The organism is Serratia sp. PL7 (assembly GCF_945957435.1).
This window is the reverse complement of sequence record NZ_CAMFLB010000019.1, coordinates 75358-101850: the sequence shown is the minus strand read 5'-3', so window position 1 is coordinate 101850 and position 26493 is coordinate 75358. Positions and strand designations below refer to the sequence as shown.

The following is a 26493-nucleotide window of genomic DNA, read 5'->3' as shown; positions in this document are numbered from 1 at the left end:
GCTCCGAGTCAGATCTCTTCATGGTCTGGAACGAGCCGGTATTGCATACTTTCCTCGCTTTCTGTGCTTCAATGCGTTGTCTACCCCCGTTACCATTAGGGAGCTTTGGCACATGCTAAGCGCTTTTAAATTAGATAACAGCCGCTTATCCCGTCTGGAGTTGGATGACTCAGAGGATCTGACCTCGTCGCTGTGGGTTGACCTGGTCGAGCCGGAGGAGGGCGAACGCGAGCGCGTGCAAAGTGAGTTGGGCCAAAGCCTGGCGACACGCCCCGAACTGGATGATATCGAAGCCTCGGCCCGTTTCTTCGAAGACGATGACGGCCTGCATATCCACTCCTTTTTCTACTACGAAGACGCCGAAGATCACGCGGGCAACTCTACCGTGGCATTCACTATCCGCGATGGCCGTCTGTATACCCTGCGTGAACGCGAACTGCCTGCTTTCCGGCTTTACCGGATGCGCGCGCGCAATTTACGAATGGTGGATGGCAACGCCTACGAACTGCTGCTGGATCTGTTTGAAACTAAAATTGAACAGCTGGCCGACGAGATCGAAAACGTCTACAGCGATCTGGAAAAGCTCAGCCGGGTGATTATGGAAGGGCACCAGGGCGACGAATATGATGAAGCGCTGTCCACGCTGGCCGAGCTGGAAGATATCGGCTGGAAGGTGCGCCTGTGTCTGATGGATACCCAACGCGCACTGAATTTCCTGGTGCGCAAGGCGCGTTTGCCAACCAGCCAACTGGAACAGGCGCGGGAAGTGCTGCGTGATATCGAATCCCTGCTGCCGCATAACGAATCGCTGTTCCAGAAGGTCAACTTCCTGATGCAGGCGGCGATGGGCTTTATCAACATTGAACAGAACCGCATCATCAAGATCTTCTCGGTGGTATCGGTGGTGTTCCTGCCACCGACGCTGGTGGCCTCAAGCTATGGGATGAACTTTGAGTTTATGCCCGAGCTACGTTGGTCGTTTGGCTACCCTGGGGCGATTGCGCTGATGATCGTGGCGGGATTGGCACCTTATCTCTATTTCAAACGCAAGAACTGGCTTTAAATCCGGCTTTCGTTCGCTTCGGGTGGTGGTCTACACCACCGCCCCATTTTATCTTCAATGATCCCCTCTTTCGCCCGTTAAACCGGGGTAGAATATCCCCATTGCTTATCGGCTCGTAAGGCATGCGTCTTAATGGAGAAGTTCCCGCGCGTCATTCAATGGCTGATCCTGCTGCTGGCTTCGCTGGTGTTGGGATTTGGTCTACAGGCCTTTCACGTTCCTGCTGCCTTGCTGCTGGGGCCGATGATTGTCGGCGTCGCGATGGGGCTGCTCGGCGCTTCGGTGCGCATCCCTGGTCCCTTCTTTATTGCGGCACAAGCGATCTTGGGCTGCATGATTGCCCAAAGCCTTTCGCCCAATATTCTTACCCCCTTGTTGGATGACTGGCCGCTGGTGTTGCTGGTGCTGATAGCGACGCTGTTGGCGAGCGGTGTTTCCGGCTGGTGCCTGGTGCGTTTCAGTGGTCTGCCCGGCCCTACCGGTGCCTGGGGATCTTCCCCTGGCGGCGCATCGGCGATGGTAGCGATGGCGGGAGATTTCGGCGCAGATGTGCGGCTGGTGGCGTTTATGCAGTATCTGCGCGTGCTGTTTGTCGCGACGGCAGCAGCGGTCGTGGCGCGTATCGGCCTAGGAGATGAAGCTGGGCATGGGAGCGCCGCTCTGGAGTGGTTCCCCGCCCTCGACTGGCGCTTTGCCGGTACTTTGGCCGTGGCCGTTATCGGCTCCTGGTTAGGACCGCGCCTGCGCATTCCTTCCGGTGCGCTGATGTTGCCAATGATCGCGGGGGCAGCATTACATTCTACCGGCACCATGGCGTTACAGGTGCCCGAATGGCTGCTGGCGCTGGCCTACACGTTGATTGGCTGGAGCGTCGGGCTGCGTTTTACCCGGGCCATCTTCCTGCTGGCGTTGCGCACCTTGCCGCAGATGGTGGTATCGATTGTCGCGCTGATGCTGTTTTGCGGTGGGCTGGGGTGGATGTTGACCCAGTTCCTGCCGGTCGATCTGCTGACGGCCTATCTGGCCACCAGCCCAGGTGGATTGGATACCGTGGCGATCATCGCCGCAGGCAGCCGGGTTGATATGACCTTTGTGATGGCGATGCAGACGCTGCGGCTGTTTACTATTTTGCTGACCGGCCCGGCGATGGCCAGATTCATCTCTAACCACGCCCAGCCAGTGCAATCAACGTAGCTTTCGTTGCTGGTATAAGGCATCCAACAGGAACAACACCAACGCCGCCCAGATGAAGCCAAAGGTCACCAGTTTATCCTGACCGATGGTCTCACCGTAGAAGGTGACCGCCAGCAGGAACATCAGCGTTGGCCCCAGATATTGGAAGAACCCGAGCGTTGACAGGCGCAGGCGAGTGGCCGCTGCGGTAAAGAACAGTAGTGGAACGGTGGTAACCACCCCGGCGGCAACCAGCAGTAAATTCAGCGACCAGGGGTTGGCGTTCAGATGGCTGGTCGGGCTGTTGGCAATCAGGAACAGGTAGATGGCGGCCACCGGCAGCAGCCACAGGGTTTCGATCAGCATGCCGGTTTGTGCATCAATGGCAATCTTCTTGCGCAGCAGGCCGTAGAAGGCAAAGCTGAAGGCCAGGCCAAGCCCGATGATCGGCAGCGAACCAAACTGCCACAGCTGCACCAAGACTCCGGTAAAGGCCAAGGCTACGGCCACCCACTGCATACGGCGGAAACGCTCACCCAGGAACAGCATCCCCAGCAGCACGTTCACCAGTGGATTGATGAAATAGCCCAGACTGGCCTCCAGCATATGGTGGTTATTCACCGCCCAGATAAACAGCAGCCAGTTCCCTCCCACCAACAGCGCGGTGACGGCCAACAGCAGTAGCCGCTTGCGGTTTTTACAGGCGGCCCGCACCTGCGGCCAGTTGCGGCCCAATGACACCAGCCCCAGCATAAAGAAGAAGGACCAGATCACCCGGTGGGTGAGGATCTCATCGGCAGGGACTTGTTGGATCAGCTTGAAATAGGCGGGGGCGATACCCCAAATAAAATAGGCGGCCAGAGCAAAGAAAATGCCCTGCCGGGTCTGTTGAGCGTCCATGACGATTACCGGGTGGGAAAAGGAGATGCGGTGATTTTACTGAAGATAACCGGCTGTGTCTTACAATTGTGTGGCACAACCGGTTGGTACCCCTAGCCTACCAGGTAGGTGGCGGTGGCGCTGGCGATGTGTAAGCCATCGTGGTTGTGCAGCTCGACGCGGGCTACTGCCACTTTATTGCCACTGCGCAGTACGCTGGCGGACGCGACAAAATGCTCACCACGGCCAGGGCGAAGATAGTCGACGCGCAGATCGATTGTTCCCATGCGCGATAAACGTGACGCCAGCTCTTCTTCGATCAGCGGATCCTGACGCATCAGCACGCTGCCTACGCACGCTAGCCCGGCGGCAACATCCAGTACGGAAGCGATCACGCCGCCATGCAGGATTTTCTGGGCGGCATTGCCCACCAGCTTAGGCTGGTTGGTAAAGCTCAATTCAACGAAGTCGTCCTCAAAGCGGCGTAGCTCCAGTCCCAATTCACGGTTAAACGGCATGTGATAGACGAAGATTTCGCCTATCTTCTGGCGGGCGGCCTCGAGGGTCAAAGTTGTGTGTGACATAGTTCCTTTCTTCATTTGAGTTTTGCCAGCCGATGTACTGGTCAGTCCAGGTTAATGACTTGTGGATTTTATGCTTATCTTTTGTTGCTTTCCAGAGCCACCAGATAAATGTATTCACTAGTGCGGTAAATCCTGCAATGTGTGTAAAATGACCTGCTTTTATTTCTGGGTTTTTCCTTATCTTTCGAGAGTGAACTAAATTATGCGCGTTCTGTCTGGGATTGTGATGGCGATGCTGTTTACGCCAGTAGTGGTGCAGGCCAATGAGGCCACTGAGCAAAAGAATCTGAATAAACCGGCAGTTCGTGGCAGCATCATCGGCAACATGCTGCAAAACTACGATAACCCGTTCACACTCTATCCCTATGAAACCAACTACCTGCTTTACACCGATACCAGCGATCTGAACAAAGAAGCGATCAAGTCCTACAACTGGGCGGAGAACGCGCGCAAAGATGAGGTGAAGTTCCAGCTTAGTCTGGCATTCCCGATCTGGCGTGGCATTGCCGGGGAAAACTCGGTTTTGGGGGCATCTTACACCCAACGTTCCTGGTGGCAGTTTTCTAACCACGACGAATCCTCACCGTTCCGTGAAACCAACTACGAACCGCAAATTTTTGTCGGCTGGGCCACGGCGTATAAGTTTGCCGGCTGGACGCTGCGTGATATCGAAGTGGGTTTGAACCATGAATCCAACGGCCGTGAAGATCCTACCTCGCGTAGCTGGAACCGTGGCTATGCGCGTCTGATGGCGCAGAACGGTGACTGGCAGGTCGAGGTCAAACCCTGGTTCCGCTTCTCGGAAAGCGATAGCAACGACGATAACCCGGATATCACCAAGTACATGGGCTATTACCGCCTGACGGTGGGCTATGCCTTGGGGGAAAGCGTGTTCAGTGCCGAAGGCCAATACAACTGGAATAGCGGGTATGGCGGCGCGCAGTTGGGCTGGAGTTACCCAATTACCAGCCATGTGCGTTTTTATACCCAGGTGTTCAGCGGCTACGGTGAATCGATGATTGATTACAACTTCAAGCAGACACGGCTGGGTGTTGGTGTCATGCTTAACGATATTATGTAATTTGCCGTCCAGATAGCGGTGCCCAGATTGGCACCGCCGTAAAGAAAAATGGGGAAGTGTGTGTCAACCGCAGCAGTGATAAACAGAGAGTTGCTGGCAGAGCAGGTATTACGCGATACCTTCGGCTACCAGCAGTTCCGTCCGGGCCAACAAACGATTATCAACGCAATTATCGGCGGCCAGGATTGTCTGGTGGTGATGCCGACCGGCGGAGGTAAATCGCTGTGCTATCAAATCCCGGCGCTGGTGATGGATGGGCTGACGCTGGTGGTATCCCCACTGATTTCGTTGATGAAAGATCAGGTCGATCAGCTCTTGGCCTATGGCGTTTCCGCCGCCTGCTATAACTCGACGCAAACGCGGGAGCAGCAGTTGGAGGTGATGGCGGGCTGTCGCAGCGGCCAGATCAAGATGCTGTATATCGCCCCCGAACGGCTGATGATGGACAGCTTCCTCGAACTGTTGGATCACTGTCCGCCGGTGATGCTGGCGGTGGATGAGGCACACTGTATTTCCCAGTGGGGCCATGACTTCCGCCCGGAATACCGTGCGCTGGGCCAACTGAAGCAACGCTTCCCGACCATGCCGGTAGTGGCATTGACGGCCACCGCTGATGAAGCCACGCGGGGGGATATCGTTCGCCTGTTGGCGCTAGACGATCCGCTGATCCAGATCAGCAGCTTCGATCGCCCAAATATCCGCTACACGCTGGTGGAGAAGTTCAAACCGCTCGATCAACTTTGGCGCTTCGTGCAGGACCAGCGCGGTAAAAGCGGCATTATTTACTGCAACAGCCGCGCCAAGGTGGAAGACACCACCGCACGTTTGCAAAGCCGTGGGTTGAGCGTTGGGGCTTATCACGCCGGGCTGGACAACGAACGCCGCTCCCAAGTGCAGGAAGCCTTCCAGCGTGATGACTTGCAGGTGGTGGTCGCCACCGTGGCCTTCGGCATGGGCATCAACAAACCCAACGTGCGTTTTGTGGTGCACTTCGATATTCCGCGCAACATCGAGTCCTATTATCAGGAGACTGGTCGTGCAGGGCGTGATGGCCTGCCAGCGGAAGCGATCTTGCTGTATGACCCGGCGGATATGGCCTGGTTACGCCGTTGCCTGGAAGAAAAACCGGCGGGGCAGCAGTTGGATATCGAACGTCATAAGCTCAATGCCATGGGGGCATTTGCCGAAGCACAAACCTGCCGCCGTCTGGTGCTGCTGAACTACTTCGGTGAAGGCAAACAGCAGGCCTGTGGCAACTGCGATATCTGCCTTGACCCGCCCAAGCGTTATGACGGCCTGGAGGATGCCCGCAAGGCGTTGTCGGCGATTGGTCGCGTTGGGCAACGTTTCGGCATTGGCTATGTGGTGGAGGTGCTACGCGGCTCCAATAACCAGCGTATCCGGGAGTTTGGTCACGAAAAGCTGCCGGTGTACGGCATTGGCCGCGATCAGACCACCGAACACTGGACCAGCGTGCTGCGCCAACTGATCCATCTGGGCTTTATCACCCAGAACATTGCGATGCATTCGGCGCTGCAACTGACCGAGGCCGCGCGCCCGGTGCTGCGTGGTGAAGTAGTGCTACAACTGGCGGTGCCGCGTATTCAAAGCTTCAAGGTACGCAGCAGCGCCAACCAGAAATCCTACGGCGGCAATTACGATCGCAAGCTGTTTGCCAAACTGCGCAAGCTGCGTAAATCGATTGCCGACGAAGAGAACATCCCCCCGTACGTGGTGTTCAACGACGCAACGCTGCTTGAGATGGCCGAACAGATGCCGATCAGGGCCAGCGAGCTGTTGAGCGTCAACGGCGTGGGGCAGCGTAAGCTGGAACGTTTTGGTGCGCCATTTATGGCGATGATCCGCGCTCACCTCGACGGTGACGACGAATAAGGATAATCACTCATGCTGATGTTGTTTTTAACGGTGGCGATGGTGCATTTGATTGCACTGATGAGCCCAGGGCCGGACTTCTTTTTTGTTTCGCAAACCGCAGCCAGTCGTTCCCGTCGCGAGGCGATGATGGGCGTGGTGGGGATCTCCCTCGGCGTCATGGTCTGGGCCGGTGTGGCGCTGCTGGGGCTGAACCTGATCCTGCAAAAGATGGCCTGGCTGCACCAGATCATCATGGTGGGCGGTGGCCTGTATCTGTGCTGGATGGGCTGGCAACTGCTGCGTTCCGCCCGTAGCCAGAATGCGCAAACTGCTCCGGCAGAAGAGGTGAAGGTGGCGTTACCCAAGCCGGGCCGCAGCTTTATCCGTGGCTTGCTCACCAACCTTTCCAACCCGAAGGCTGTCATTTACTTTGGTAGCGTATTCTCGCTGTTTGTCGGTGAGGATGTAGGGGCCGGAGCGCGTTGGGGATTATTCGCTCTGATCACCGGTGAAACCTTTATCTGGTTCACCCTGGTGGCGATCATCTTCGCGTTACCCGCCATGCGCCGGGGTTATCAGCGGATGGCGAAATGGATCGACGGTTTGGCCGGGGTGTTGTTCACCGGTTTTGGCCTGCATCTGATTTTTACCCGTTAATGATCGTCGGGCCGAACGCTTCGGCCCAATCGATCATGCCTTTCTTGCCGTTGCCAGTAATCCCGCCACCAGAATAAACAGCGAGCCAAAAATCCGGTTCAGCAGCTGCATTTGGCGCGGGGTCTTTAACCAACCGGCAATGCGCGTGGCCAGCGTGGCGTAACCAATCATCACCAGGATATCGATCACCACCGTGGTGACGCCGAGAATGACATACTGCTCGGCCTGGGGCTGGTTGGGCATGATGAACTGCGGGAACAGAGCTGCCAGAAACACGATGCTCTTGGGGTTGGTCAGATTCACCAGTACCGCGCGGCGAAACAGACGGCGCCGTGGCATGGTGCCTGCCAGAGTGTGCAGATCCAACGCGCCTGCGGCGCGCCACTGCTGGATACCCAGCCATACCAGATAGGCCGCACCAAACCATTTCAGTAGTTCAAAGGCCAGCAGCGATTGGGAGACCACCGCGCCGAGGCCAATCCCCACCAGCACGATATGGATACTCAGGCCTACCTGCAGACCCGCAATCGACGCTGCCGCTCCGCGATAGCCGTGGCTGATGCCGGTACTCATGGTGTTGATGGCACCGGAACCGGGGGAAAGACTGAGGATAAGGGTTGTCAGCAGATAGGTTAACCACCAGTCTAAGGTCATCGCAATGCTCCCTGAATACACCAATTTGTGCCACAATACGCTAGTATGATTTCCCGTGCCAGAGATCACATTTACCTCTCTGAACATCCCGTTAAAAGGTAGGCCATGTCGTCATTCACCCTTGATCCCGCGCAATGGTTAAACCGTGAAAAGCAGTTCTCTGCCTTCGCGACCGGGCCACTGCTGGATTTTTGGCGGCGACGCGAGGAAGGGGAGTTCACCGGCGTCGGGGGCGTACCGATCCGCTTTGTGCGTTTTGCTTCCCCGCTGCACCAGCGGGTAGTGGTGATCAGCCCGGGGCGCATCGAAAGCTATATCAAGTACCCGGAAGTGGCGTACGATCTGTTTCACAGCGGTTATGACGTGATGATCATCGATCATCGTGGTCAAGGGTTGTCCGGGCGGATGCTGGCAGATACGCACCGGGGGCATGTGGTAAACTTTGCCGACTACGTGGACGATTTTGCCCAGTTTTACCATCAGCAGGTCAAACCCTTGGGTTACCGGCAGCACGTCGCGCTGGCACACTCTATGGGGGGCGCGATACTGGCGCAGTTCCTGGCGCGTGAGCCACAGGCGTTTGCCGCCGCCGCACTCTGCGCGCCAATGTTGGGCATTTATCTGCCAATGCCGGGCTGGATGGCCAACGGTATTTTGAACTGGACGGAAAAGCGCCCAGGGTTGCGTGACTATTATGCGGTTGGGACCGGGCAGTGGCGGCCATTGCCCTATGTGGTCAATACGCTGACCCACAGCCGCGAGCGTTATCGCCGCAACCTGCGTTATTACGCCGATCATCCCGAACTGCGGGTAGGTGGGCCAACCTATCATTGGGTCAAGGAAAGTATTCAGGCCGGGCAGCAGATCATTGCCCAGGCTGCTAACATCACTACGCCGATTTTATTATTGCAGGCCGGTGAGGATCGGGTGGTCGACAACCGTTCCCAGCGCGCTTTTTGTCAGGCACTGTCAGACGCGGGGCACCCTTGTGAAGGGGGAAAACCGTGGATTATCAAAGGCGCTCGCCATGAGATCCTGTTCGAACGGGACGCGATGCGCGCCGAGGCACTGAACGCAATCCTGCGATTCTTTGCTCAGCACTTAGGCGGTACTGCTGCCGCCGAAAATTCCACTAGAGGTTAGAACATATCGCTATGTATCACGTCGTTGCTTCCGATTTAGATGGCACTCTGCTGTCCCCTGAGCACACCCTGACACCGTACGCCAAAGAAACGCTGCAGCTGCTGACGCAGCAGGGCGTGCACTTTGTTTTCGCTACCGGCCGCCACCATATCGACGTTTCCCAGATCCGCGATAATCTCGGCATCAGTGCTTTTATGATCACCTCCAACGGTGCGCGGGTACATAACACCGCCGGTGAGCTGATCTTCAGCCACAACCTGGATCAGGATATCGCCCGCGATCTGTACAACATGATGCACGACAACCAGGATATCCTGACCAACGTCTACCGCAACGACGACTGGTTCATGAACCGTGAAAGCCCGGAGCAGGAAGAATTTTTCCAGGAATCGATCTTTAAATATGAGCTGTTTGAGCCGGGCTTGCTGGAAACCGATGGCGTGTGCAAAGTGTATTTCACCTGCGACGATCATGAAAAACTGCTGCCGTTGGAAGATGCCATCAACGCGCGCTGGGGCGATCGCGTCAACGTCAGCTTCTCGTTCCCAACCTGCCTGGAGGTGATGGCCGGTGGCGTCTCGAAAGGCCATGCGTTGGAAGAAGTCGCCAAGATCATCGGCTATTCGCTTAAAGAGTGCATCGCCTTTGGCGACGGCATGAACGATTTGGAAATGCTGTCGATGGCGGGGAAAGGCTGCATCATGCAGGATGCCCAGCAACGTCTGAAAGACAAGTTGCCGGAGCTGGAAGTGATTGGCTCCAACGTTGACGACGCCGTGCCTCATTACCTGCGTAAAATGTACTCGATTTAACTGATTGGGGCGCAGTCTTTACCGGCTGCGCCACCGAGCGACCTGGCTCACATTCCATCAACAATAACATGATTGAATGTGACCACGGTAAGCTGAAACGGATAATCAACCCGATGTTAGGCTTCAAGTCCATGAAGACGGCTTATAGCGGTCATGCGTGTGTTACGTAAAGGCCAGGCTGAACCTTGGTCCCCAAGGGAAAGTGCGTCTGGTGAACGACGTTTTCAGTCTCTAAGGGGAGTAGCTGAAGGGAACGTTTTCCCTAGCCCGAATCAAATCATCTGGCTGAAGTTCATTTGAGCCATCAGTTTGTAATTGTCAGCATAATCTACCGGGATTGCCACCACCACCGGCCCCTGAATTTCCATAGCCTTACGCAACATAGGCCGCAACTCCTCCACTGATTGCACCGCAAACCCGACTGCACCGCATGCCTCTGCATAGGCTTTGAAATCAATCGGGCCAAACTCTACACCAGACTTGCGTTGATATTTACTCACCTCCTGCATTTCCACCATGTTGTAGGCATTATCTACCCAAATCACATGCACAATATTGGCTTTCAGCCGCACCGCGGTTTCCAACTCCATGCTCGACTGCATAAATCCTCCATCGCCGGAGATGGATAACACTTTGTCTCCCGGCCGGACCAGCGCCGCACCAATGGCCCACGGCAGGGCAACCCCCATGGTCTGCTGGCCATTGGAGATCAGGAGTTGGCGGGCGCGGAAGCTATACAAATAGCGAGCGATCCAGATATGGAAGCTCCCCATATCCACACATAGCGTCACGTCATCGCTGACGATATCCTGCAGTTCCTTGACGATGCGCAACGGGTGAATCGGCATACCGCCACGGCGTGCAGCACGCTCTGCCAGCTCCGCGCGCTGCAGGCCGAGATCGGATAAGATCAGTTCCACCTCGGCAGGCATACCGATCACATTGCTGAAACCTTCGGTCAGCAAATTGATAGTGGCGTTGATATTACCGACCAGCTCCACATCTGGGCGGTAACAGGTATCAATTTCGGCCGGTTGTACATCGATATGTACCAGCATCAACCGCCTTTGGCTGTTCCACATGCAGGGATCGTATTCGATCGGGCTATAGCCCACACTGACCACCAGATCGGCTTTTTGCAACAGTTGGTCGGCAGGCTGATTGTTAAATAACCCGACGCGGCCAGCAAAGCGGGAAAAATCATTTGCATCAATCACTCCGGCGGCCTGATAGGTTCCTACCACCGGCATATGCGTACGCTGTAACAAATGGCGTATTGCGGCACTATTTTCCGGGCGGCTGGCTTGCAGCCCCAGCAACAGTACCGGACATTTCGCCTGCTGGATCAGTTTAAGCGCTTCGTGAATGTCCTCAGTTGAAGCGGCCCCCAGACGGGGTGAGCGGCCTCCGGTCAGCACCGGTGCCGTAACCGGTTCATTGATGATATCCATCGGCAAGCTGATAAACGCAGCCCCAGGACGGCCAAATTCAGCACTGCGGAACGCATTGGCCATCACTTCTGAAATGGCGGAACCGGTATGTACCTCGGCACAATATTTGGTTACTGGCCGGAACATGCTGACGGTATCCATGCTCTGGTGTGTTTGCTTAAGGTTGTCAGCACGTTTCACCGCCCCGCCCAAGGCCACCACCGCATCCCCTTCGGAGGTCGCGGTGGCCAGCCCGGTGATCAGGTTAGAGCTGCCAGGCCCGGAGGTCACCAGTGCGACTCCTGCCTTGCCGGTCAAGCGGCCAACTGCTGCCGCCATAAATGCCGCGTTGGCTTCGTGACGTACCACCACGGTTTTTATCTCAGGTTCATCTTCCAACGCATCGAACACGCGATCTATTTTAGCCCCGGGAATACCAAATACCTGTTTCACGCCCTGCGCGTGCAGATTTTTAACCACCAAATCTGCACCACACCGCCAGTGATTGTCTGAACCAACCATAATCCACCTCCTGAAAAAACGACGCCGATTAACCCTCGGCAGAACGAATGGCGCAATCCAAATCCTCTGGACAGAGGTCGGCGCACAGGAAATCCGCATCGTGCGGCAATTGAAGATTGAGACGAGCGATCACGCCAAACTGCAGACGGCCATGATCGAGCTGATAATCCAGGACATGACCCCCACCGATGCGATCGTCAGTGATAAAGTGTTCGTGGTAACCCGCAACACTGATGCCCTGCATATAATCAGGTGAGCGGAATCCCACCAATGTGCCGCTGCGTTGCTGAAATGCAAAGGTCGGCTGCGATTCGATCGCTTCCAGCATCGGTTTGTAGGGCCGCTCTTGCCGCGGTACGGTCCGGGTTTCCACATGGCTGAACAGACCATCAACCCGTAACGCACAGAATAGATTAGGTGAAGCTACCTTCTGGTCGATGCACCGGTGCAGGTCGGCTTTGCAGATCGGTTTTTCAATCTTTAGCGTCACACTCGGCTGAAAAAAAGTGACCACCGCGAACGGCGTTCTTTGTTGCAAACTGGCCGCACGGGCGCTGCCATCTGCACGCAACTGATGAACTTCCCGATCAAAAGCGATCAGTTCGCCATCAAGATGGTTGAAGGTTCCCAAGCCGAAGTTACCGTGCTTGAGCAACTCGGCGATAGTGACATCCCCTTCGTAAACACCATCAAGCAAGGCGCTCATCAATGAGGTCTGATAAATTTCCCCCTGACCACAATCCAGCGCTTGCCTGGCAAAACCTTTCGCCAGCTGCTGCGCACATGAACAGCCATGATTTTCATTCATTACCACCTCCTCCACCCGCACGGCACCTAAGGTGCGATGCGTATAAATGCTCAAGAACATGAGCAAACCTGCCGCTGCTAAAGTGCTCACTGAGACCCCTTCAGCTGGCAACGGCAAAAAACAGTGATACAAACAGGCAACGCGCCGGACTCAACCAGAGTCTAGGTAAAACAAAGACCTGCTAATGATTTTAACCGCGCCACACCACGTTTACGATTAATGTGGTATTGATTTTAAAATGCATGAAGCAGATGAATTAACTATCTAATTTCAAATTTTAAGTTTTATAAAGATAAATTAAGGTTTTTTATATTGATAATTGAATATTATTAGCACGATATCGCTGACTCACTCTGGAAGTAGAGTAGCGCTAACTCAGCCGGTAGAGAACCGAGTATTCATAAGTAATGCTTTTGCATATAATGCAAAGATGAATGACGCACGCTATGCCGAACATTTGCCGATCTTTCTCGATGTTGCCCAATTGGGTAGTTTCTCTGCCGCCGCACGCAAACTGGGTATGGTGCCTTCTTCATTGGTGCGGCATATCGATACGCTGGAAGGTGAGCTTGGGGTCATGCTGTTTGTGCGCTCAACTCGCGGCCTGGTGCTGACCGATGCTGGTGAAATGCTGAAAAAGCGTGCCACACTGTTGCTGACGCAAATCATCGACATCCGCGCCGAACTGGCAGCACAAAACGAGACTCCGCAAGGCGTGCTGCGTATCAGTTGCTTGCCCACCTTCGGTAAAACCTATCTGTTGCCGCTGTTGCCGGTGCTAATCCAGCGTTATCCAAGGTTGGCAGTTGAGTTGGATCTCACCGAGCGCCAGACCGATCCGAAACAAGAATTGCTGGACGCCGCCATCCGTATCGGCGAGCAGAAAGACAGTTCACTGTACGCAACCCGCATCGCCACCCAGCGCTGGTTCATGTGTGCCAGCCCGGACTATATCGTTCACAATGGGATACCGGCCAACCTACAGGAGTTACGTGATCATCAGTTGATCGCTCGCTATCACAAACAGCAACCCGCTTGCTGGGCGCAAATCCTCAGTGAACCTCTGATGAATCAGTGCAAGATGGTGCTGCGCTGTGATGATTTCTCGGCACAGCGGCAAGCGGCATTACTCGGATTAGGCATCGCTTTCTTGCCTAACTGGGTGGTAGGACCGGATATTCAGGCAGGAAGTTTGTTGCCTCTGCTGGCAGATCCACGCGGCGAGGAACAAGGGATCTATCTGTTGCGCCCAGTAGCCAGAATCTCGGCCAAATTGAGCGTTTTTATAAGTTTGCTTACTGAGCGTATTGGTCAACCTCCAAGCTGGCAATGACGTGGCTCAATCGAGCTTTTCAATCCCGGTTCAGCCTCTGGTATCGGCATTTATGTGGTTGCTTTGCTGTTACGGCAGGCTTGGTTCTGATCCCCACCGGGGTAACCCGGTGGGGAGTCGTCGTTACTTATGTTGCCCCTGCTTTTGCAGGAACTGTACGCCCTTGTCCGGGAAGTCGGTAAACACGCCGTCAACGCCCGCCTGATTGTAAATCGCGTCGAACAGTTGGTTCACGTCGGTGACGTATTTCGGCAGCTTATCGGCACGAATGGTGTAAGGGTGCACCGCCATATTGCTGGCATGAGCGTCCTTGACCATATCGGTCAACACGATCTGGTTCGGTTTGGATTTTTCTTCGACGATCAGCATATGATAGTCAGGCCCGATGCCGTCGGCATACTGGGCGATCTTTTTCATCGCGCCCGGTTTGAACATCCAGTCGTAGTCATAGTTGACCCACTTGCCGTCGGCCTTCTGCTCGTAGGTTTCGTTCCAGTCGGTGTAGGCAATCAGCTGCACCAGCTTCAGATCCATCCCCATCTTGGGTTCCAGCTGATCCTTGATGCGTTTCAGCTCGTTGGCATCAAAACACTGCAGATAGACGTTATCGCTCTTGCTGGTGTAGCCGTATTGCTTAAGGACTTCCAGCACCCTGGTGGAGATGTCTTTTCCTTCCTGCTGATGGAACCAGGGGGCCTTGATTTCCGGGTAAAGGCCGATGTTCTTGCCGGTTGAATGGTTGAGACCCTGTACGAACTCGATCTCTTCCTGGAAGGTGTGGACGCGGAAGTCGGATTTGCCCATCGGGAAGCGGCCTGGGTAGCTTTGCACCTGCTTACCGTCTTTGATATCAAAGCCTTCGGTGAACTTCAGCGATTTGATCTCAGGCAGCGTAAAGTCGATGGCGTAGTAGCGGCCATCTTTACGCGCCCGGTCGGGGAAGCGCTCGGCAACGTCGGTGACGCGATCCAGATAGTGGTCGTGCAACACCACCAGCTCGTTGTCTTTGGTCATCACCAGATCTTGCTCAAGGAAGTCGGCACCCTGCGCGTAGGCCATCGCCTTGGCCGGTAACGTATGCTCCGGCAGATAGCCACTGGCACCGCGGTGAGCGATAACCACTTTATCTGCAGCTTGGGCGGCACTGAGCATTGAAGTGGCAAGAATGATCCCTGTCAGCAGGGCTTTGGTTTGAGTCCGCATTCTGTGTTGCTCCATGTTGTAGAGGTAAGAAAAAGGCCGCAGCGCGGCCTTAGATTGACGATAAAGGGTAGGTAGGGGCGCTGCATGCTGCGCCCGCTTAGCTTTTAACCGCGTTTGGCCGCGATTTCTGCGTGGTGTTTCTTCTCGCTGATCATGGTCAGCACCAGCAGGATCACCGCACCGATGCTGCCGCCGATCATCACCATAAAGCCGCCGTCCCAACCGAAGTAGTCAACGGTATAGCCGACGATGGCGCTGGCTGCGACCGAACCGCCCAGGTAACCGAACAGGCCGGTAAAGCCTGCGGCGGTACCTGCCGCTTTCTTCGGTGCCAGTTCCAGCGCGTGTAGGCCGATCAGCATGACTGGGCCATAGATCAGGAAGCCGATGGTGATCATACAGGCCATATCGATGCCTGGGTTACCCACCGGGTTCAACCAGTAAACGATGGTGGCGATGGTCACCAGAACCATGAAGAACACCCCGGTGGCGCCACGGTTGCCTTTAAACACCTTGTCCGACATCCAGCCGCACAGCAGGGTGCCTGGGATACCGGCGTATTCGTACAGGAAGTAGGCCCAGGAGGACTTATCCAGCGCGAAGTGTTTCACTTCTTTCAGGTAGGTTGGTGACCAGTCCAGGATGCCGTAGCGCAGCAGATACACGAACACGTTGGCGATCGCGATGTACCACAGCAGTTTGTTTGGCAGCACGTACTGCATGAAGATCTGCTTGGCAGTCAGCTCTTCTTCTGCTTCTTCGCTGTAATCATCCGGATAGTCGTTTTTGTATTCTTCAATCGGTGGCAAACCAACAGATTGCGGGGTGTCACGCATCAAGGCGAAAGCGATCAGGGCCACCAGGATCGCACCGAAGGCAGGCATATACAGCGCCGCATGCCAGTCGTTAAACCAGGCCATACCCAGCAGGAACAGCAGTGGGGGCAGGCCACCACCGACGTTGTGCGCACAGTTCCATACCGAAACAATACCGCCACGCTCTTTCTGTGACCACCAGTGCACCATGGTACGGCCACAAGGCGGCCAACCCATACCCTGGAACCAACCACACAGGAACAGCAGCACGAACATCACGGCAATGCTGGAGGTAGCCCAAGGCACAAAGCCCATAAACAGCATGACGGCAGCAGCCAGGATCAGGCCGGCGGGTAGGAATACACGCGGGTTGGAACGGTCAGAAACCGACCCCATGATGAACTTGGAGAAACCGTAGGCGATGGAAATCCCTGACAGCGCAAAGCCCAGGTCACCACGGCTGAAGCCCTGATCGATCAGATACGGCATCGCCAGGGTGAAGTTTTTACGCACCAGATAGTAGGCGGCGTAACCGAAAAAGATCCCCATAAAAATCTGCCAGCGCAGCTTACGGTAGAGCGGGTCTACCTTGTCGACTGGCACACGAGAAATGTGTGCAGCTGGCTTAAAAATACTCAACATGAGCGCCTCCGATGGCTTTATCTGTTTATTGCCTCAACAGGAAACGGCTGTCCTGAAGATGAGCTTGCGGATACCTGAAGTGTTGTTAAATGTTCCATAACGAGCGCAATGCTAGAGAAAACCCCCCGGTCACACCGTGATGGATGGCTCATTTGTTACACTTTTATGAAACTGTGGCGAATTTTGAGTGATCGGTTAACATTTTGGAATGGCTAAATAGCACAAATACGTGATGTTTGTCACATTCATGGCTTTTTATGGCCATATTATTTTCGTTTTCTGTTCGTTATTGTTCCTTATCAAACAAAAACCCTACTGACTGTGGCTAAATAAACGCATAACTACAGGCTCAGGGGGCGTGATGAGCAACAACTCACCAATCACCGAAACGGACGTGATCATCATTGGCGGCGGCGCTACCGGCGCGGGGATTGCCCGTGACTGCGCGCGGCGCGGTCTGCGTTGCGTTTTACTGGAAAGGCATGACATCGCCACTGGCGCGACTGGCCGCAACCACGGGTTGTTGCACAGCGGGGCGCGCTATTCGGTCACCGACGGCGAATCGGCACGCGAGTGTATTGAAGAAAACCGCATCCTCAAGCGCATTGCACACCACTGCATCGAACGTACCGACGGCCTGTTCATTACTTTGCCTCAGGACTCATTTGCCTTTCAGCAGCAGTTTATTACTGCCTGTCGCAGCGCTGGCATTGAGGCCGAAGCCATTGACCCCGCGCTGGCATTACGCCTGGAGCCTGCGGCTAACCCGGCGCTGATCGGCGCGGTGCGAGTGCCGGATGGCACCGTCGATCCTTTCCGCTTAACGGCGGCCAACATGCTTGATGCGCGTGAACATGGCGCACAAATCCTCACCTATCATCAGGTTACCGGTTTGTTGCGTACTGGCGATCGCGTGACGGGCGTGCGCGTTTTCGATCATCAGGTTGCACAGCAGTACGATATTCATGCTCAGGTGGTGGTCAATGCCGCCGGGATCTGGGGCCAGCAAATTGCCGAGTATGCCGATCTGCGCATCCGCATGTTCCCTGCCAAAGGGGCGTTGCTGATCCTGGGCCATCGCATCAATAACATGGTGATTAACCGCTGCCGTAAACCGGCGGATGCCGACATTCTGGTACCTGGTGATACCATCTCGCTGATTGGTACCACCTCCACTCATATCGAGTACGACCAGATTGACAACATGGTGGTGACGCCACAGGAAGTGGATATATTAATCCGCGAAGGCACGCTGCTGGCCCCGAAACTGGCGCAAACGCGCATTCTGCGTGCCTATGCGGGCGTGCGGCCACTGGTCGCCAGCGACGACGACCCTTCTGGGCGCAACGTCAGCCGCGGCATCGTGCTGCTCGACCATGCGGCGCGCGATGGGTTGGAGGGTTTTATCACCATTACCGGCGGCAAGCTGATGACTTACCGGCTGATGGCCGAATGGGCCACCGATTTGGTCTGCACCAAGCTGGGCATCGACAGCCCTTGCACCACGGCGGAAGTGGCGTTGCCCGGCTCCCGCCAGAGCGCCGAAGAGACGGTGCGCAGCGTGGTTTCACTGCCTGCCAGCATCCGGGGTTCGGCAGTGTACCGCCATGGCGATCGTGCCAGCCTGGTCCCTTCTGGCAACCGGCTGGACAACAGCCTGGTGTGTGAGTGTGAAGCGGTGACCGCCGGTGAGGTACGTTACGCGGTGGATTCTCTGACCGTCAACAATCTGGTCGATCTGCGCCGCCGCACCCGCGTTGGGATGGGGACCTGCCAAGGTGAGCTGTGTGCCTGCCGTGCTGCAGGTTTGTTGACGCGGTTTAACGTGGTGACGCCGCAGCAATCCATCACCCAACTGTCCCATTTCCTCAATGAACGCTGGAAAGGCGTGCGGCCTATCGCCTGGGGCGATGCCCTGCGGGAGAGCGAATTCACCAGTTGGGTATATCAAGGGTTATGCGGGTTAGATGCGCAGGGTGACGCTAAGCAGGAGGCGGATGATGCAATTTGATGCGGTGGTGATTGGTGGTGGTTTGGCCGGGTTGAGCTGTGCTATCCGTTTAGCCGAGCATGGCAAACGCTGCGCAGTAGTCAGTTCTGGCCAAAGCGCGCTCTATTTTTCTTCCGGCTCGCTCGATCTGCTGGCCCATCTGCCCGATGGGACGCCGGTGGCGTCGCCTCTGTCTGCCTTGCACGAACTGGCGCAACAGGCTCCACAGCATCCATATAGCCTGATGGGGGCCACACAGGTGGCCGCGCTGGCAACGCAAGCCGAGCAATTGCTACAGCGTTGCGGGTGGCAGATGCAGGGCGATAGCAGCCAAAACCATCTACGCGTGACCCCCCTCGGGACCCGCCGTGGCACCTGGCTCAGCCCCCTGGCGATCCCTGTCTCTCCCTTGGATGGGAAGTTGCCGTGGCGGAATATCGCCGTACTAGGGATTGAAGGCTTTCTGGATTTCCAACCGCAGATGGCGGCCAGCTCATTGATTCAGGAGCAGGGCCTCAAGGCAGAAGTGGCATTTTTGCATCTGCCAGTGTTGGATCGCTTACGTAATAACCCTAGCGAGTTCCGCGCGGTGAATATTGCCCGCGTACTGGATCTGCCAGAACATCTAGCCCTGCTGGCGGAAGAGATTACACGCCAGGCAGGTGAGGCAGAGGCCATCTTGCTGCCAGCCTGCCTGGGGTTAGAGGATGATGAACCCTTGATGACGTTGCGCCGGTTGGTCGGTAAGCCCGTTTATCTGTTACCCACGCTGCCACCTTCCGTGCTTGGTATGCGGCTGCATCAGGCATTGCGCCAGCGCTTGCAGCAACTGGGTGGGGTGTTTATGCCGGGGGATAGCGTGTTGCGTGCCAGCGTCGACGGGCAGCGTGTCACCGGTCTGTATACCCGCAATCACACCGACATTCCGCTGCGGGCGCAGCAGGTGATATTGGCCAGCGGCAGCTTCTTCAGCAACGGCCTGGTGGCCGCTTTTGACGGCATTCGTGAGCCAGTATTTGGCCTCGACGTGTACAGCAAAGCCGAACGCGCCGACTGGAGCGATGCCAATCTGTTTGCTCCGCAGCCGTACCTGCAATTTGGGGTTCAGACCGATGCCGCGCTGCGGGCGTTAAAACAGGGGGAGGTGATGACCAATCTGTATGCTATCGGTGCCGTGGTTGGCGGTTACGATCCGTTGCAGCAGGGCTGTGGTGCCGGGGTTTCGCTGCTCGGTGCGCTGCACGTTGCCCAACAGATCCTGTCACAGGAGGTTTCAGCATGAGCCTGTTACCAGACAACAGCTTCGAGAGCTGCATCAAATGCACCGTCTGCACCACCTATTGCCCGGTCGCCAAGGCTAACCCGCTCTATCCAGGGCCAAAACAGGCCGGGCCGGATGGGGAACGCCTGCGGCTGAAAGATCCGGCGCTTTACGACGAAGCGTTGAAGTATTGTACCAACTGCAAGCGCTGTGAGGTGGCTTGCCCTTCCGACGTTAAAATCGGCGATATTATCCAACGTGCCCGGGCCAATTTCAGCCAAAGCAAACCGACGCTGCGCGACGCCATCCTCAGTCATACCGACATCATGGGCACCCTATCGACGCCGTTTGCGCCGATCGTTAACGCGACTACCGGCCTGAAGCCGGTGCGCAAGCTGTTGGATAAGGCGCTGAAGATCGACCATCGGCGTGAACTGCCGAAATACTCGTTTGGCACCTTCCGCCGTTGGTATCGCCAGCAGGCGGAACAGCAGCAGCGCTATGCCGAGCAAGTGGCGTTTTTCCACGGTTGCTTTGTTAATTACAACCATCCGCAGCTTGGTAAAGACCTGATCAAGGTGTTTAACGCCATGGATATCGGCGTGCAACTGCTCAAGCGTGAGAAATGCTGTGGCGTACCGCTGATCGCCAACGGCTTTATTGCGCAGGCGAAGAAGCAGGCCAAAGTGAATGCGGAATCACTGCATGATGCGGTCCTGACCAAAGGTATACCGGTGGTGGCTACTTCGTCGAGCTGCACGTTTACCCTGCGTGATGAGTACCCGCATTTGTTGGAGGTGGACACCTCGGCGGTGCGCGAACGGGTTGAGCTGGCTACGCGTTATCTCTATCGTCTGATCAGCCAAGGGCGCACCTTGCCGCTCAAACAGACGCCGCTGCGGGTGGCTTATCACACGCCGTGTCATATGGAGAAAATGGGCTGGACGGCCTATACGCTGGAGCTATTGCGGCAGATCCCAGGGCTGGAGCTGGTGGTGCTGGACTCGCAGTGCTGCGGTATCGCCGGGACTTACGGCTTCAAGTCGGAAAACTATGAAACCTCGCAAGGCATTGGTGCCTCGCTATTTCGCCAGATTGAAGCGAGCGGGGTGGACATGGTGATCACTGACTGTGAAACCTGCAAATGGCAGATCGAGATGTCCACCAGCAAGCGCTGTGAACATCCGATCACCCTGTTAGCACAGGCATTGGCGTAGCGCATTAAAACGGGCCAGCATGCTGGCCCACTGCGGTGACTTACTGCTTGATCTTCACCGTATTGAACACGCCAGCTGCTACGCTTTGAGACTGCTGCTGGTTATCCGCTGGCAGCGTGATTTGCAGGGTCAGTTGCTTACCGTCTGGCAGCATAGCGAGCAGCACGCCAGAGTAGGCTTTCTGGCCAGCTACGGTGATCACGGTATCCAGTTGGTGCATTGGCGTACCGTTAATTTCAACCGCTTTATTGGTAATGACCTGCAGGTTGGCATCGCGGGAGTGTTGCTGCTCTTCCATGCGCTTGGCCAGGGTGTCCAGATCGCCCGCTGCCTTGTCGGCAACGATCACGATCACCGCACGCTGGTTGGTGCTGTCGGCATAGATGTGCACGTTAGTCGGCTGGTTGGTCAGCTTATCGCTCTGATCGGCCAAACCGTTTGGCAGGGTAAAGGTCAGCTTGCCATCCAATAAACTCACCTGTTGTCCGCTTGGGACGCTGGCTGCTGCGCTGCCTGCGGGGGCATTAGTGTCTTTGGTGGCGTTATCACAGGCCGCCAGGCCAAGCACTAACAGGCCGATACCCATCAATTTTGTTACTTTACGCATCTGGTGTTCCTTATTCCTTTGCACAGAGAGTTGGTTGACCGTATGGCTAGATGTCACAGGTTTTTTTAAGTAATAGACGATACTCGTCTACTTCGCCTTTCTTTTCTAGAGCGAAAATCCGATATTCGTGGCTAATGAGCATTATTAGCATGGCGAGTGGTTAAGCGCATGGGCAGCCGCCATAAAGTCAGGCTGCCCAGTATAAACCAGAAGGCGGGTTAACTCAGTTGCAACCGGCTGGTAGGTTGGCGCTCTGCCAGGCGTTTGAGCAGCATATTGAGCAGTACCCCGTACATCGGCAGGAAGAACACCAGACAGATCAGCACCTTGAAGCTGTAATCCACCAGTGCGATCTCCACCCAGTTGGCGGCCATAAAGGGATCGCTGCTTTTGTAGAAGGCGATAAAGAAGAAGGCCAGGGTATCGCTGATATTGCCCAGGAACATGGCCGCGGCGGGAGCAACCCACCAGGCGCTGCGTTGGCGCAGGCGGTTGAACACCTGCACGTCCAGGATCTGGCCCAGCACGTAGGCCATAAAGCTGGCGGCGGCGATACGCGCCACAAACAGGTTGAAGCTGGTTAAGGCGGCAAAGCCCTGCCACTCACCCTGGAAAGTGACGGTAGAGATCACATAGGAGATAAACAGCGCCGGGACCATCACGGCAAGGATAATCCTGCGTGCCAGCGGGGCACCGAAGATCCGCACGGTCAGGTCAGTGGCCAGGAAGATAAACGGAAAAGTGAAGGCACCCCAGGTGGTGTGAAAGCCGAAAATGCTGATCGGCAACTGCACCAGGTAGTTGCTGGAAGTAATGATGGCAATGTGGAATAGCGATAGCCAAACCAACGCGATTAAGCGTTGTCGATCGGTAAACGAATACATAATGTAGCCTTTTTGAGTGTGGGGTGAGGGAACCCATTGTTAACTGCGCGGCGACATGGTACGCGTTTGGGCATTCAATGCAATGGTTAAATTTAACGCAAACGTTAACGTATCTTGCGCAGAAAAACTACCGGCGTAAACTAGCGGGTAATCAGATCCGGCGAGGGTTCGCCGATCGTTTTAGATCGAGAGAGATGTATGACTGACATTTTTGCCCAGGCAGACCAGACGCTAGACGCATTGGGGCTGCGCTGTCCTGAACCGGTCATGATGGTGCGCAAAACCGTGCGCCATATGGATAACGGTAAAACCTTGCTGATCATTGCCGACGATCCGGCCACCACCCGTGACATCCCGGGTTTTTGCCGCTTTATGGAACATACGCTGGTGGCTCAGGAAACCGATCAGGCCCCGTATCGCTATCTGCTGCGCAAAGGACTCGAGAGTTAATCACTGAGCGGTTGCTTAACGTTTCTGCAGTATCTGCTGCGCGTCCTGTGCGCTCGCGTGTAAGGCCAACCCACTAAAATCCTCTGGGCGATAATAATGCGCCGGGACTGGCAAGTTGTGCATGGAATCCCCAGGCCAGAGCTGCAGTTCCGCCAGTTTGGCCAACGTTAATCCCTCAATCTGTAGCGGCAACGTCAGGCGTTGCGGAGCGGCATACTCGAAAGGGGGCTGATTGGGCAGCCGATTACTGCTGGTGGTGTAATCCCGTTTTAAGACTAAAAATTTATCCGGTACTCGGCGGTGGCTGTCCCACCAGTCGCCGTCAATGCCGTCAAACTGCCGCTGGGTTTCGGTAATCGAAACAGCGCCAAGCTGGTGCAATGCCTCGGGTAGCAGTGTCTCCATTGCGCTGTTGTAACTGGTAACGGATACCGCGCGCCCTTGCAAGATAGCGTCGATCGCCAACCTTGCCCCGAGCAGGTTGGAATACAAATCTTCTGGTGTAAATGCAGAGATCTCTTCAGAAAATCCAGGCACCGATTGGTAGCCGTACCACTGTGCCACCTCATGCCATGCCGCCATCTGGAAGGCGAGCTCCCCGGCCAGGTAAGCCGCTAACGTATAGCGTTGAGCAGCCTCTTGCGGTGGGGTGAAGGCGTTCAGCTGTATACGACGCTTTGCTAATTCCGGGCCAAGATCGAGTGTCCATTGCTGGCCCAGCTTAGGCAACAGCTGGCTGAACAGGAACAGGGTGTTGTCGGCGGTATCACGAACGTGAGCGATGTCGATAAATCCCCCACGATAGGTGTAGACCAATCCCAATTGCTCACTGCCCAACCCCATCAAGTTGCCGACGGCATTGAAAGCGCTGTCATTATAGTGATGTGCGCCAAGCCGATCGGCGTCTACGACGTTACCCAATTGATAAAACGGCACCGGGATGCCTAACGCCTGTACTTTGAGGTTATAGCCAAAGGCACAGCAAGGGCGCAAGCCATTCGGTGGCGAGAGTGGCTCAGTCACCGGCCAGGCAAGAGGGCTCTCACGGGTAGGTTGCGAGGTGATCAGCGTTTCCAGGGCCTTGGCGGGCAGTAACGGGCTAAGCAGCAAAAATATCAGCGCAACAAAACGCATTAAAAAGCTTCTCCTACCTGAAAATAAAACCCGCTGCTTTCACGCCCGACCCCAAAATCGAGCCGTACGTTCATCCGCGGTTTGAATTCAAAACGGTAGCCAACCCCCACCGTCGGCAACCAAGGCCCTTGGCCCAGATCGCCGGTTTTGTGACTTAGGGTTCCGGCGCCTGCCCAAAGAACGTAACCGTGCCGCCAGTTCAATTTGCGGCGATATTCAACCTGGCCGCTGAACGTATTCCTGTCGCGATAACGTCCTTGGTAATAGCCCCGCATCCGTTTGTCGTCCCCCAGTTCGGACAGCCTGTCCCAAGGGACATCGCCAGTGGTCAGACGGCTGTAGACATCGAGTGCCAATACGCTCTTCTCACTCAGACTGTAATAGGCGTTGTATTGGCCTTCAAGGGTATTGAAGCGGCTATCGCCGCCCAATTCTGGCGCGAAATAGGTGTCGCTCAGGCTGAGAAACTGGCCACGGCTGGCATTAGAAACGAAATCGCGCGTATCGTAGCTTAACGAGCCACTGATCCCTGAACTGATCGATGAGGTGCCAGCTGCTTGAGCTTTGAACAGGCTGCTATCTCCCCTATCGGGATCGCTGGCGTGCGTCGAAGAAAAATCCCAGCCAACTCCCGCGTAGGTGGCATTGGCAATACGATACAGCAGCTGTGGCGCTATCTGGAACGATTGCTGGGTGTATTTTTCCTTGTTGCCGTCGTGACGCCCGGCTTGATAACCGGTGCCCCAGAAATAGGTGGGCATATTATTCAAGTAGCCGCTGGCAAAGAAGCGCCATTGGTCGTTAGCGAAAAAGCTGTAGTTTTCAAAGCCAACGCCGAAGGCACCGGTACTGCTGAAAAAGCCCTTCAACGCCAGCGTTGAATTTTGGCTGACGCTATCAAGGCTGTCTGGACGGTACATGCCCACGACAGCGGTGCCGATGCCAAGACCGAGTTCTGGGGTATAAAACGGGCCGGGCAACACACCCCAATCGATGGTTTTACTGCTGTCGAAATGATTATCTGAACCCAGAGGGGCTAGCATTTCATCAACTTGTTGACGCGACAGCAAAGCCGCATGGGCACAGGGCATCAGAACGAGCAGGGTCAGCGCCAGGTAGCGGAGCGGCATCGCCATCAGAAGCGATATTCACCCGAGACCATAAAGCTGTTGCGTTGGCTAAAGCCAAATTCGGTCAACAGGTTGAAATGCTGCGTAACCTCATATTGTGCGCCAAGCAGCATATTCCAAGGTGATTGTAGATGCTGCTTCACGTCGAAACGGCCTTCTCCTTTCTGGTTGGCGATGGCGATCAGGGGCTGAAGCGCTGCGGGCATCTGCAAATCAGACAGGCTGCCTCTGAACTCCTGCTGCACATCCTGGTACATGCTGCCGACCCACAGGTTCAGATTGCTTTGCCCTTGGATACCGGGTACCTGGAAGCGGTAGCCGACACGGGGTGTCACCGTCAGCGCGGAAATTTGGCCGTCAAGGATATTGAAGCTGGTGCGGGTATAGTTGGTATCGAGCGTGGTGAACCAGTTCTCATAACCCCCGGCTAGCGTGACGCCTGCGCCGTAAGTCGTGCCTTTAAAATCGAGCTTGAAGTCGAGATCGCGCAGTTGCCCGCTTTGGTTCAGACTGTGCACGGCAGACGCGATGATACGATCCAATCCTTTGTATTTACTGGGATCGGCGTCCACAGAGACCTGAGACAACGAGCTGCCTTTGGTATGGCCAACAATGCCGTAAACGTTGAGGAATGGGAGCAGCCAGGTGTCCAGACGCATGGTTTCCGTTTTGCTTTGTTCGCGGGTTTTGCCAACGCCGATGTTGAACAAATCCGACGGAATGGCGAGCGATCCCAGGCCTAGTCCGGAAAAATTGATACTGTCGACATTGATATTCTGCCGCATGTTCATGTAGTTGACGCCAATACCGAATGGCTCTGGCAGCTCATAGCCGCGGGCTCGAGCCTCATCCCCCCAAATCGGCAACATACGATGTTCTGGCTGTGGCGCGGTCGTTGGTGCGTTGTGTTGGGCGGTTGGCATCGCCGCACCTTGGGTGAATGGTGGACGTTTTGCTGCATCAATGAGCTGTGCGGTAGAAGTGGCATCAGGCTGTTGCGCGAGAGCGAGGGAAGGAATGCAGGTAATAACGATCAGATTCAGGATTTTATAATGTTGTGGTTTCATTCATTCGACCATTACCCTGATAAATTCATAGAATTTATAGGTATGTAGTGTAAAGGTGCTTGGAGGGTATAATAAAATC

General features: G+C 55.5%; 24 protein-coding genes and 1 pseudogene. 13 read left to right on the top strand and 12 right to left on the bottom strand.

Annotation, left to right across the window (positions count from 1 at the left end):
* Positions 1–112: 112 nt before the first annotated feature.
* A complete protein-coding gene (corA, locus tag N6G83_RS40730) occupies positions 113–1063 on the top strand; it encodes a magnesium/cobalt transporter CorA (RefSeq protein ID WP_024529538.1) in 951 nt (316 codons plus the stop codon).
* 132 nt (positions 1064–1195) lie between these two features.
* On the top strand, positions 1196–2257 hold the full coding sequence (locus N6G83_RS40725; RefSeq protein WP_074030106.1) for an AbrB family transcriptional regulator: 1062 nt from the start codon (positions 1196–1198) through the stop codon (positions 2255–2257).
* Here the strand turns inward: N6G83_RS40725 and rarD are convergent.
* A complete protein-coding gene (rarD, locus tag N6G83_RS40720) occupies positions 2249–3136 on the bottom strand; it encodes an EamA family transporter RarD (RefSeq protein ID WP_260524150.1) in 888 nt (295 codons plus the stop codon). The genes N6G83_RS40725 and rarD overlap by 9 nt on opposite strands.
* Positions 3137–3228: 92 nt before the next feature.
* Positions 3229–3699, bottom strand: coding sequence for a thioesterase family protein (locus N6G83_RS40715; protein WP_074030108.1), 471 nt, complete (start codon positions 3697–3699; stop codon positions 3229–3231).
* 202 nt (positions 3700–3901) lie between these two features.
* On the opposite strand from N6G83_RS40715, the gene pldA reads away from it, so the two are divergent.
* From pldA to rhtC, 3 genes are read left to right on the top strand one after another with little or no spacing between them, the layout of a single operon-like run.
* On the top strand, positions 3902–4780 hold the full coding sequence (gene pldA / locus N6G83_RS40710) for a phospholipase A (protein ID WP_024529541.1): 879 nt from the start codon (positions 3902–3904) through the stop codon (positions 4778–4780).
* A gap of 60 nt (positions 4781–4840) precedes the next feature.
* Entirely contained in the window at positions 4841–6673 is a 1833-nt protein-coding gene (gene recQ, locus N6G83_RS40705) for an ATP-dependent DNA helicase RecQ (RefSeq protein ID WP_024529542.1), read from the top strand.
* Positions 6674–6685: 12 nt separating this feature from the next.
* Positions 6686–7312: a threonine export protein RhtC gene (gene rhtC, locus N6G83_RS40700; RefSeq protein ID WP_024529543.1), complete on the top strand. Its 627-nt coding sequence runs from the start codon at positions 6686–6688 to the stop codon at positions 7310–7312.
* A 33-nt stretch (positions 7313–7345) separates the two neighbouring features.
* Here the strand turns inward: rhtC and rhtB are convergent, their stop codons facing one another.
* A complete protein-coding gene (gene rhtB, locus N6G83_RS40695) occupies positions 7346–7966 on the bottom strand; it encodes a homoserine/homoserine lactone efflux protein (protein ID WP_021181524.1) in 621 nt (206 codons plus the stop codon).
* 105 nt (positions 7967–8071) lie between these two features.
* On the opposite strand from rhtB, the gene pldB reads away from it, so the two are divergent.
* From pldB to N6G83_RS40680, 3 genes and pseudogenes are all read left to right on the top strand, one after another.
* Positions 8072–9109, top strand: coding sequence for a lysophospholipase L2 (pldB, locus tag N6G83_RS40690; protein ID WP_211135166.1), 1038 nt, complete (start codon positions 8072–8074; stop codon positions 9107–9109).
* An 11-nt stretch (positions 9110–9120) separates the two neighbouring features.
* Positions 9121–9921, top strand: a complete 801-nt coding sequence (gene yigL, locus N6G83_RS40685; protein WP_024529546.1) for a sugar/pyridoxal phosphate phosphatase YigL — start codon at positions 9121–9123, stop codon at positions 9919–9921.
* 62 nt (positions 9922–9983) lie between these two features.
* Positions 9984–10156: pseudogene (locus tag N6G83_RS40680) on the top strand (IS6 family transposase); the annotation flags it as partial.
* A 37-nt stretch (positions 10157–10193) separates the two neighbouring features.
* On the opposite strand, the gene alsS reads toward N6G83_RS40680, so the two are convergent.
* Both alsS and budA read right to left on the bottom strand, forming a co-directional pair.
* Positions 10194–11873, bottom strand: coding sequence for an acetolactate synthase AlsS (gene alsS / locus N6G83_RS40675; protein ID WP_199061518.1), 1680 nt, complete (start codon positions 11871–11873; stop codon positions 10194–10196).
* 28 nt (positions 11874–11901) lie between these two features.
* Entirely contained in the window at positions 11902–12681 is a 780-nt protein-coding gene (gene budA / locus N6G83_RS40670) for an acetolactate decarboxylase (RefSeq protein WP_211135164.1), read from the bottom strand.
* A gap of 430 nt (positions 12682–13111) precedes the next feature.
* On the opposite strand from budA, the gene N6G83_RS40665 reads away from it, so the two are divergent.
* Complete coding sequence (locus N6G83_RS40665; RefSeq protein WP_074030112.1) at positions 13112–14014, top strand: LysR family transcriptional regulator; 903 nt, start codon at positions 13112–13114, stop codon at positions 14012–14014.
* A gap of 123 nt (positions 14015–14137) precedes the next feature.
* On the opposite strand, the gene glpQ is transcribed toward N6G83_RS40665, so the two are convergent.
* Both glpQ and glpT read right to left on the bottom strand, forming a co-directional pair.
* On the bottom strand, positions 14138–15217 hold the full coding sequence (gene glpQ / locus N6G83_RS40660) for a glycerophosphodiester phosphodiesterase (protein WP_024529558.1): 1080 nt from the start codon (positions 15215–15217) through the stop codon (positions 14138–14140).
* Between the two features lie 104 nt (positions 15218–15321).
* Positions 15322–16674: a glycerol-3-phosphate transporter gene (gene glpT / locus N6G83_RS40655; RefSeq protein ID WP_024484654.1), complete on the bottom strand. Its 1353-nt coding sequence runs from the start codon at positions 16672–16674 to the stop codon at positions 15322–15324.
* A 361-nt stretch (positions 16675–17035) separates the two neighbouring features.
* On the opposite strand from glpT, the gene glpA reads away from it, so the two are divergent.
* Genes glpA through glpC form a run of 3 tightly spaced genes read left to right on the top strand, consistent with a single transcriptional unit; the run spans position 17036 to position 21142 of the window.
* Entirely contained in the window at positions 17036–18685 is a 1650-nt protein-coding gene (glpA, locus tag N6G83_RS40650; protein WP_211135162.1) for an anaerobic glycerol-3-phosphate dehydrogenase subunit A, read from the top strand.
* A complete protein-coding gene (glpB, locus tag N6G83_RS40645; protein WP_211135170.1) occupies positions 18675–19946 on the top strand; it encodes a glycerol-3-phosphate dehydrogenase subunit GlpB in 1272 nt (423 codons plus the stop codon). Before glpA ends, glpB begins: the two co-directional genes overlap by 11 nt.
* A complete protein-coding gene (gene glpC / locus N6G83_RS40640; protein WP_021181516.1) occupies positions 19943–21142 on the top strand; it encodes an anaerobic glycerol-3-phosphate dehydrogenase subunit GlpC in 1200 nt (399 codons plus the stop codon). Before glpB ends, glpC begins: the two co-directional genes overlap by 4 nt.
* A 40-nt stretch (positions 21143–21182) precedes the next feature.
* Here the strand turns inward: glpC and N6G83_RS40635 are convergent, their stop codons facing one another.
* Entirely contained in the window at positions 21183–21749 is a 567-nt protein-coding gene (locus N6G83_RS40635; protein ID WP_211135160.1) for a DcrB family lipoprotein, read from the bottom strand.
* 218 nt (positions 21750–21967) lie between these two features.
* Entirely contained in the window at positions 21968–22633 is a 666-nt protein-coding gene (locus tag N6G83_RS40630) for a 7-cyano-7-deazaguanine/7-aminomethyl-7-deazaguanine transporter (protein WP_024529563.1), read from the bottom strand.
* Between the two features lie 198 nt (positions 22634–22831).
* Between N6G83_RS40630 and tusA the strand changes: the two genes are divergently transcribed.
* Entirely contained in the window at positions 22832–23083 is a 252-nt protein-coding gene (gene tusA / locus N6G83_RS40625; protein ID WP_074030134.1) for a sulfurtransferase TusA, read from the top strand.
* Between the two features lie 15 nt (positions 23084–23098).
* Here tusA and N6G83_RS40620 read toward each other — a convergent pair whose 3' ends face one another.
* The 3 genes from N6G83_RS40620 to N6G83_RS40610 are packed head-to-tail and all read right to left on the bottom strand — an operon-like array spanning position 23099 to position 26270.
* Positions 23099–24217, bottom strand: a complete 1119-nt coding sequence (locus N6G83_RS40620) for a DUF4056 domain-containing protein (protein ID WP_074030136.1) — start codon at positions 24215–24217, stop codon at positions 23099–23101.
* Complete coding sequence (locus N6G83_RS40615) at positions 24217–25353, bottom strand: BamA/TamA family outer membrane protein (RefSeq protein ID WP_074030137.1); 1137 nt, start codon at positions 25351–25353, stop codon at positions 24217–24219. Before N6G83_RS40615 ends, N6G83_RS40620 begins: the two co-directional genes overlap by 1 nt.
* Positions 25353–26270 carry a hypothetical protein gene (locus tag N6G83_RS40610; RefSeq protein ID WP_235163296.1) on the bottom strand — a complete coding sequence of 306 codons (918 nt, stop codon included), beginning with the start codon at positions 26268–26270 and terminating at the stop codon, positions 25353–25355. The genes N6G83_RS40615 and N6G83_RS40610 overlap by 1 nt, the downstream gene beginning before the upstream one ends.
* Positions 26271–26493 lie beyond the last annotated feature (223 nt).

Bases quoted from the DNA above. Each gene is read 5' to 3' on its own strand.
- corA (WP_024529538.1), top strand. From the start codon at position 113: ATGCTAAGCGCTTTTAAATTAGATAACAGCCGCTTATCCCGTCTGGAG.
- N6G83_RS40725 (WP_074030106.1), top strand. From the start codon at position 1,196: ATGGAGAAGTTCCCGCGCGTCATTCAATGGCTGATCCTGCTGCTGGCT.
- rarD (WP_260524150.1), bottom strand. From the start codon at position 3,136: ATGGACGCTCAACAGACCCGGCAGGGCATTTTCTTTGCTCTGGCCGCC.
- N6G83_RS40715 (WP_074030108.1), bottom strand. From the start codon at position 3,699: ATGTCACACACAACTTTGACCCTCGAGGCCGCCCGCCAGAAGATAGGC.
- pldA (WP_024529541.1), top strand. From the start codon at position 3,902: ATGCGCGTTCTGTCTGGGATTGTGATGGCGATGCTGTTTACGCCAGTA.
- rhtC (WP_024529543.1), top strand. From the start codon at position 6,686: ATGCTGATGTTGTTTTTAACGGTGGCGATGGTGCATTTGATTGCACTG.
- rhtB (WP_021181524.1), bottom strand. From the start codon at position 7,966: ATGACCTTAGACTGGTGGTTAACCTATCTGCTGACAACCCTTATCCTC.
- pldB (WP_211135166.1), top strand. From the start codon at position 8,072: ATGTCGTCATTCACCCTTGATCCCGCGCAATGGTTAAACCGTGAAAAG.
- yigL (WP_024529546.1), top strand. From the start codon at position 9,121: ATGTATCACGTCGTTGCTTCCGATTTAGATGGCACTCTGCTGTCCCCT.
- alsS (WP_199061518.1), bottom strand. From the start codon at position 11,873: ATGGTTGGTTCAGACAATCACTGGCGGTGTGGTGCAGATTTGGTGGTT.
- budA (WP_211135164.1), bottom strand. From the start codon at position 12,681: ATGAATGAAAATCATGGCTGTTCATGTGCGCAGCAGCTGGCGAAAGGT.
- N6G83_RS40665 (WP_074030112.1), top strand. From the start codon at position 13,112: ATGAATGACGCACGCTATGCCGAACATTTGCCGATCTTTCTCGATGTT.
- glpQ (WP_024529558.1), bottom strand. From the start codon at position 15,217: ATGCGGACTCAAACCAAAGCCCTGCTGACAGGGATCATTCTTGCCACT.
- glpT (WP_024484654.1), bottom strand. From the start codon at position 16,674: ATGTTGAGTATTTTTAAGCCAGCTGCACACATTTCTCGTGTGCCAGTC.
- glpA (WP_211135162.1), top strand. From the start codon at position 17,036: ATGAGCAACAACTCACCAATCACCGAAACGGACGTGATCATCATTGGC.
- glpB (WP_211135170.1), top strand. From the start codon at position 18,675: ATGCAATTTGATGCGGTGGTGATTGGTGGTGGTTTGGCCGGGTTGAGC.
- glpC (WP_021181516.1), top strand. From the start codon at position 19,943: ATGAGCCTGTTACCAGACAACAGCTTCGAGAGCTGCATCAAATGCACC.
- N6G83_RS40635 (WP_211135160.1), bottom strand. From the start codon at position 21,749: ATGCGTAAAGTAACAAAATTGATGGGTATCGGCCTGTTAGTGCTTGGC.
- N6G83_RS40630 (WP_024529563.1), bottom strand. From the start codon at position 22,633: ATGTATTCGTTTACCGATCGACAACGCTTAATCGCGTTGGTTTGGCTA.
- tusA (WP_074030134.1), top strand. From the start codon at position 22,832: ATGACTGACATTTTTGCCCAGGCAGACCAGACGCTAGACGCATTGGGG.
- N6G83_RS40620 (WP_074030136.1), bottom strand. From the start codon at position 24,217: ATGCGTTTTGTTGCGCTGATATTTTTGCTGCTTAGCCCGTTACTGCCC.
- N6G83_RS40615 (WP_074030137.1), bottom strand. From the start codon at position 25,353: ATGGCGATGCCGCTCCGCTACCTGGCGCTGACCCTGCTCGTTCTGATG.
- N6G83_RS40610 (WP_235163296.1), bottom strand. From the start codon at position 26,270: ATGCCAACCGCCCAACACAACGCACCAACGACCGCGCCACAGCCAGAA.